Source organism: Anaerotignum lactatifermentans (assembly GCF_014982935.1).
Lineage (GTDB): Bacteria > Bacillota > Clostridia > Lachnospirales > Anaerotignaceae > Anaerotignum > Anaerotignum lactatifermentans.
The window spans coordinates 23,422-30,675 of the sequence record NZ_JADCKK010000029.1; the positions used below are offsets into that span (position 1 = coordinate 23,422).

At 46.4% G+C, this 7,254-nt stretch carries 5 protein-coding genes and 1 rRNA gene; all 6 read left to right on the plus strand.

Features of this window, described 5'->3' with window-relative positions; genetic code table 11:
• The first annotated feature begins 139 nt into the window (after positions 1–139).
• Complete coding sequence (locus tag INF29_RS08685) at positions 140–1,624, plus strand: VanW family protein (protein WP_193486017.1); 1,485 nt, start codon at positions 140–142, stop codon at positions 1,622–1,624.
• 173 nt (positions 1,625–1,797) lie between these two features.
• A complete protein-coding gene (locus tag INF29_RS08690) occupies positions 1,798–2,790 on the plus strand; it encodes an AIR synthase family protein (RefSeq protein WP_193486019.1) in 993 nt (330 codons plus the stop codon).
• Between the two features lie 22 nt (positions 2,791–2,812).
• Positions 2,813–3,994: a pyridoxal phosphate-dependent aminotransferase gene (locus INF29_RS08695; protein ID WP_193486022.1), complete on the plus strand. Its 1,182-nt coding sequence runs from the start codon at positions 2,813–2,815 to the stop codon at positions 3,992–3,994.
• A gap of 330 nt (positions 3,995–4,324) precedes the next feature.
• Positions 4,325–5,650, plus strand: coding sequence for a hemolysin family protein (locus tag INF29_RS08700; protein ID WP_193486024.1), 1,326 nt, complete (start codon positions 4,325–4,327; stop codon positions 5,648–5,650).
• A 218-nt stretch (positions 5,651–5,868) separates the two neighbouring features.
• On the plus strand, positions 5,869–6,609 hold the full coding sequence (locus INF29_RS08705) for an NAD-dependent protein deacylase (RefSeq protein ID WP_072849679.1): 741 nt from the start codon (positions 5,869–5,871) through the stop codon (positions 6,607–6,609).
• Positions 6,610–7,048: 439 nt separating this feature from the next.
• Positions 7,049–7,254, plus strand: a 16S ribosomal RNA gene (locus tag INF29_RS08710); the annotation flags it as partial.

The following is a 7,254-nucleotide window of genomic DNA, read 5'->3' on the forward strand; positions in this document are numbered from 1 at the left end:
ATACGGCTTCGCTATGATAGAAGAAGTATTGGTTTTTGGTATAATGTATGTCTGAATCCAATACACTTGTATGGGCGAAGCCGTTTTTCTGCCATTGCGGAAAAGCGAAAACAACTGTTATAGAAAGTTGGGGGTTTATTTGCAACAAAAGGGTGTAAGAAGCCACAGGCGGGAAGCCCGCCATGAGGCGCATAAAAAGAAAATCATGATCGGGGCATTGGTGGTTGTTCTGGTGGTTCTGGCAGGTGTGCTGGGATATTATTTCTATCACAGACATCAGGTGCTGAAACTCCTTTCTGCGGAAGGCATTTATCAGGGTGTCACCGTAGACGGCATTTCTCTGGAAGGCATGACGAAGGAAGAAGCACTGGCAACATTGGAAGAAAAGTATGTGACAGAAGTCAATGGACAGGTGCTCACATTCCAGTTTGATGAGGAAACAAAATGGGAAGTGCCTTTCACAGACCTTGGCGCTGGCTACCATCTGGAAGAAGCTGTGGAACAGGCGTACAATACCGGCAGAGAAGGCACGGACAAAGAGCGTTTTCAGGTTGGGGCGCAGCTGCTGAAAGAAGGCATTGACATTCCTTTGGAATATTCTTATGACACAGAAAAAATGAAAGCGAAACTGACAGAAATCGTTGAAGAATTTGATCGCCATGCCGTAGATAGTACCGTCAGCCGGAAAAACGGGAAATTTGTGGTGACACCGGAAGAAACCGGTCGTATCATGGATCAGGAAAAAACAGAAGCCAATGCGGCAGCTGTTTTGGATACCCGTATGAGCGGCACTGCCAAAATTGAGGCGGAAGTGGAAGAACCCAAGATCACAGCAGAGGCAAACAGCCATGTTACAGACCTTATCGGTTCTTTCAAGACTACGTATACCATGAGTGACAAAAACAGAAATACCAATCTGGAAGTGGGATGTAACTACATTAATGGCACTGTATTGGCACCGGGAGAAACATTCTCCGCCAATGTGGAACTGGGTCCTCAGACCTATGAAGGCGGTTACAAAGACGCTGCTGTATACAACAATGGCAAAGTGGAAAAAGACGTTGCCGGCGGTGTATGTCAGGTAACTACAACACTGTATAATGCAGTCATTGATGCGGAACTGGAGATTGTGGAACGCCATCCCCATTCCATGACCGTAGGCTATGTGCCTTTGGGCAGAGATGCGGCGGTTGCAGGCAATTATAAAGACCTGAAGTTCAAGAATAATACAGAATATCCTGTATTGATTGAAGCTTATGCCAGCGGCGGCAATCTGGTCATGAATATTTATGGTCATGAAGTCCACAGCAGCAGCCATCGTGTGGAATACGAAACCGTTTATGAAGAAACCATACCCAAACCGGCAGAAGTGGTGACAGAAGACCCTGATATGCCCGAAGGCGAACGGAAAGTAACTTCCACCGGGAAAACCGGCGCAAAAGTAAGCGTTTATAAGATCGTTTACGAAAACGGCAAACAGGTAAGCCGGGAATGGTTCAGTTCTTCTTCTTATCGTGCCACAGCGGATCAGGTGACCGTAGGTACTAAGAAAGCAGAAGAAAAGAAAGAAGAAACCACAGCAGATAGGGCATCTACAGAACAGCCGGGCTTTGGCATTCAATAAGAAAGAAAGGTGTTTGCAGACATTGCAGACACCTTTTTTGTGTTTCAGAAAAATTTCTGTTCCTGTAGTGCAGACTGTGGTAAAATAGTACACAGGGAAAAGAAACAGAGCTGTAAGGTGCGGTTTCTTTTTTGCACAAAGGTGCTTCTGACCGAAAAAGGAGATTTGATAGTATGTTTGAAATTGGTAAGATTCCGCCGCAAATACTGGAGCGGATCGTTTTAGACCCGGTGACACACAGCAAAGTCCATCGGGATGATATTGTGGTGCGCCCCAAAACAGGGGAAGACTGTTCTGCCATGGACCCCAAAGAGGAACTGTGCGTGTTCTCCACAGACCCTATCACCGGCGCAACAAAGGATACCGGCTATCTGGCGGTACATATCAACTGTAACGACGTATTTTCCGCAGGGGCAGAGCCTGTGGGGATTTTAATGACGGTGCTTCTGCCACCTCAAAGCGATGAGGCGATGCTGGAAGAACTCATGCATGGCACTCTGAAAGCGGCGGCGGAACTGGGCATTGAAGTGCTGGGCGGTCATACGGAAGTGACAGATGCGGTTACAAAACCCGTCATTTCCGCTACGGTCATTGGCAAGACCAGAAACCGGAAAATGGTTTGCACTGGCGGCGCAGAAGTGGGACAGGATGTCATTATGACAAAATGGGCAGGTCTGGAAGGGACAGCCATCATTGCCCACGAACATGAAGATGTGCTGGCACAGCGCATTGATAAAGCACTGCTGGAAGAAGCCAAGGACATGAAAGGCTATTTGTCCGTAGGTACCGAAAGCCGCATTGCCATGGAACATGGTGCCACAGCCATGCATGACGCTACAGAAGGCGGCATTTTGGGGGCAGTCTGGGAATTGGCAGAATGTTCTGGAAAAGGCGTACAGGTCTTTGCGGACAACATTCCCATCAAAGAAGTGACAAAGGCTGTCTGCAAAGAAGCAGGCATTGAGCCTTTGCTCCTGATTTCCAGCGGCACCATGATTATTTCCGCCTTTGACGGAGCGGAGTTGGTGAAAAAACTGGAAGAAGCAGGCATTGAAGCGGCTGTCATTGGGCGCATTACAGAAAGCGGAAAGACCATTTTGGAACAGGGCAAAGAACGCGTGCTGGAACAGCCTAAAAGCGACGCTCTGTATCAGGTGAAATTATAATCACGAAAGAGAAGGTGTAGAAATGAGAGATTTTACAGCAAAACATGTGGCGGTTCTGCCGCCTTCCGGCATTCGGAAATTTTTTGATATTGTAGCTACCATGGACAACGTCATTTCCCTTGGCGTTGGGGAACCGGATTTCAAAACACCGGAACGTGTGCGGAAAGCTGCCATGGATTCTCTGGCAGAAGGCAAAACAAGATATTCCTCCAACTGGGGCATGCCCAAACTGCGGGAGGAAATTGCCCATTATCTGAAACGCCGCTTTGATCTGGATTATGACACAGACCAGATTCTTTGCACCATCGGCGCATCCGAAGCCATTGACGTGACACTGCGTACCATTCTGGAACCGGGAGACGAAGTGCTTGTGGTGGAACCTTCCTATGTGGCATATAAACCAGCTATCCAGTTGCAGCATGGGGTGCCTGTGGTGGTGACCACCAAAGCGGAAAATGATTTCAAGCTCATGCCAGAAGAATTGGAAGCAGCCATCACACCCAAAACAAAGGCGTTGATTCTGCCTTATCCCAATAATCCTACAGGTGCCATCATGGAACGGGAAGATCTGGAACGGATTGCTCCCGTCTGTATCAAACACGATTTGCTGGTGATTTCCGATGAAATTTACGCAGAACTGACTTACGGCGGCAAAAATCATGTTTCTATTGCTTCTGTGGAAGGCATGAAGGAAAGGACAGTGGTACTCAACGGCTTTGCGAAATCTTTCTCCATGACGGGTTGGCGTCTGGGCTATGCGGCTGGTCCTAAGGAACTGATGAAAGTCATCAATAAGGTACATGCTTACATCATCATGTGTACCCCAACCATGAGCCAGTATGGTGCCATTGAAGCCCTGCGGGATGATGATCTTTGCGACAGCGATGTAGGGGCAATGCGTGAGGCTTATGACGAAAGACGGCAGTATCTGGTGAAAGCCCTCAATGATATGGGACTGACATGCTTTGAACCCAGAGGGGCATTCTATGTGTTCCCTTCCATTGCCGTGACAGGCTTGACTTCTCAGGAGTTCTGTGAACGTCTGCTTTATGAAGCCGGCGTTGCAGTGGTGCCCGGGGATGCTTTCGGCGAAAGCGGCGAAGGACATGTGCGTATTTCTTATGCTTACAGCATGGAACAGCTGCAGACAGCCATGGAAAAAATTCGTGAATTTTTGCAGAAAAACGGCTGGCTGAAGGCATAAGATAAAACAGACAGGAAAGCAGTGTATTTTCCTACGGGAGAAGGCAGGCTTTCCTGCCGTTTTGCCTGATTTCTTAACGGTTCATTAATTGACAGGCAAAAGGAAATATGAGATGATATGTTCTAATTTGAAAGGAGTGTGACAAAAAGAATGGACGCGGACAGCGATACGGACGCCAACTTAACAATTCCAAAGCGTTTTGATGTCAGAAAAAGAGAGTGAGGTGTAGTCTGCCCGGAATCGGAAGGGGTAGAGTATGCCTTTTTGTGTTTGTAAGAATGTATAGAACATGATAATTTTTGGAAGAATCAAAACGGAGGAATGAGAACTATGAGTTGGGAACCTTTAGTATTACAAGTAGTGTTGATTGCGTTGAACGCCATATTTGCAAGTGCGGAAATCGCGGTCATTTCCACAAATGAAACGAAGTTGAAGAAAATGGCACAGGACGGGGACAAACGGGCAGGACGTCTGGTAAATCTGACAGAACAGCCTGCACGATTCCTTGCAACCATTCAGGTAGCCATCACTCTGGCGGGGATGCTCTCCAGTGCGTTTGCGGCAGAAAGCTTTGCAGGCCCTCTGGCGGCGGCTTTGGCAGCCACAGGCATCGGGATTCCAGAAAATGTACTGAAATCTGTGTGTCTGCTGGTGATTACCGTTGTTTTGGCTTACTTTAACCTGGTATTCGGGGAACTGGTGCCAAAACGTGTGGCTATGAAAAAGTCCGAATCTTTGGCATTGGGGCTTTCCGGTCTGCTGGCGGCGGTTTATAAAATTTCCGCCCCTTTGGTATGGCTGCTGACTGTTTCCACAAACGGCATTTTGCGTCTGGTGGGTATTGACCCCAATGACAACGGCGAAGAAGTTTCTGAGGAAGAAATTCGCATGATGCTGGAAGCAGGCAATGAAAAAGGTACTTTTGATGAAGAAGAAGTGGAAATGATTCAGAACGTATTTGCGTTTGATGATACATCTGTGGAAGAAGTATGCACCCATCGTGTGGATGTGGTGATGCTGGATCTGGACGACGATATGACCGTTTGGGAGGAAACCATCCAGAACAGCCGCTTTACCTATTACCCCATCAGCGGAGAGGATGATGACGACATCATTGGTGTGCTGGATACAAAAGATTTTTTCCGTCTGGCAGACAGAAGCCGGGAAAGCGTCATGACAAATGCCGTAGACAAACCTTATTTTGTGCCGGAAACAGTGAAAGCAGACGTACTGCTGACCAATATGAAGCGGGAAAGAAAATACTTTGCCATTCTGCTGGATGAATACGGCGGTTTGAGCGGTATTATCACCCTGCGGGATATTATGCAGCTTCTGGTGGGCGACTTCTACGAAGAGGAAGAAGAAGTGGAAGAAGCGGAAATTGTCCGTACCGGCGATATGGAATGGAAGGTTGCCGGCAGCGCGGATCTGGAAGAAGTGGCAGAGGCTTTGGATGTGACACTGCCAGTGGAAGAATATGAAACCTTTGGCGGTTATATCTGCGGTGTGTTGGGTCATGTGCCCGATGACGGCACATCCTTTTTGGTGGATACGGAAGAAATGCAGATTCAGGTGCATAATGTGGATAACCATCGCATTTTGGGTACCACAGTCCTTGTGAAACCGAAAAAAGAAGAAAATACAGAAACGGAATAAGAAAAAGGCAGAGAGAAAAGCAAATTTCTCTTTAGAAAACATATCAAATAAAATCTTATAAAAATAAGCAAGCTGGAATCCTATATATAAGGATTCCAGCTTGCTTTGTTTTTTATGAAGATGCCTTTAATACGCTGCCTTTTTTCGTTTTCATTGAAGCGCAGAGGAAAAAAGCGTATAATGGGAGCATAGACAAAGAACCGAAAGGGGGACTTTTCATGGATGAAAAACTGCAGAAACTGAAAGATTGGATTGCAGAGTGTGACAATATTGTATTTTTTGGCGGTGCTGGTGTGTCTACGGAAAGCGGCATCCCTGATTTCCGTGGGGAAAAAGGGATTTTTACAGCCATCAGTGAATATGGCTATCGCCCGGAAATCATATTGAGCCATTCTTTTTTTGAGGCACATCCCGATATTTTCTTTCAATATTATAAAAAGAATCTGCTCTATCCCGATGCAAAACCAAATGACTGCCATAAGGCATTGGCAAAACTGGAGGAAATGGGCAAACTGAAATCCGTCATTACACAGAACATCGACGACCTGCATCAGAAAGGCGGCAGCAAACGGGTGTTGGAGCTCCATGGTACACTGTATCGGAATTACTGCCTGAAATGCGGTAAGGAATTCGATTTGGATTATGTGACAAAAGACGAAGGCATTACTCGCTGTGACAAATGCGGCGGCATCGTCCGTCCTGATGTGGTGCTTTATGAAGAAGGTCTGGATGAACATACCATTGAAGAAGCAGTTCATGATATTTCTCATGCCCAGATGCTTATTGTAGGCGGTACCAGCCTGAATGTATATCCTGCGGCAGGGCTTCTTCATTACTTCCGGGGCAAGTATCTTGTACTCATCAATAAGTCTGCCACCAGCATGGACAAAAAAGCCGATCTGGTCATTGCGGAAAATATCGGCGAAGTATTCCGGAAAGTAGTGCTGGAAGAAAGCTGATAAAATCAGGGTTTTTGGAAAAAGAGAAAAAAAGTCTGAAAAAAATGAAAAAAGGTATTGACAATATGGATAACCTTTGCTAGAATAAATCCTGCGCTGTGAAATGCGCTGTGAACTTTGAAAATAGAATAGTGAATGAAACTTACAACCCATAGTCAATTCGGTTAGTGAGCTTTGAACCGGTTATGAAGCATTCGACCTAATGCTGCAAAGCGTCAGAGAATGCAAAATGGTGAAAAGCGAGCGGTTTTCGCAAAGCGAAAAAACAACCGCAGCTAATATAAAATGACAAAAGTTTGCCGGTTTCGAAAAAACCGGAGGATAGCCAGATTAACTGGCTAGGTCAACTCAAAGCGTGCAAGTCGCTGGGCTTTATGCGTGACTTTTCTACGAAAACTCACTTATAAAATTTCCAACCGACGATGCCGTTTGTAAATTTTAACATAAGAGTTTGATCCTGGCTCAGGATGAACGCTGGCGGCGTGCTTAACACATGCAAGTCGAACGAAGATATTTAAAATGAGAGCTTCGGCAGGATTTTTATCTATCTTAGTGGCGGACGGGTGAGTAACGTGTGGGCAACCTGCCCTGTACTGGGGAATAATCATTGGAAACGATGACTAATACCGCATGTGGTCCTCGGAA

What these genes read in the sequence shown, in the direction of transcription:
- INF29_RS08705 (WP_072849679.1), top strand. Translation starts at nt 5,869, where the DNA reads ATGGATGAAAAACTGCAGAAACTGAAAGATTGGATTGCAGAGTGTGAC.
- INF29_RS08690 (WP_193486019.1), top strand. Translation starts at nt 1,798, where the DNA reads ATGTTTGAAATTGGTAAGATTCCGCCGCAAATACTGGAGCGGATCGTT.
- INF29_RS08695 (WP_193486022.1), top strand. Translation starts at nt 2,813, where the DNA reads ATGAGAGATTTTACAGCAAAACATGTGGCGGTTCTGCCGCCTTCCGGC.
- INF29_RS08700 (WP_193486024.1), top strand. Translation starts at nt 4,325, where the DNA reads ATGAGTTGGGAACCTTTAGTATTACAAGTAGTGTTGATTGCGTTGAAC.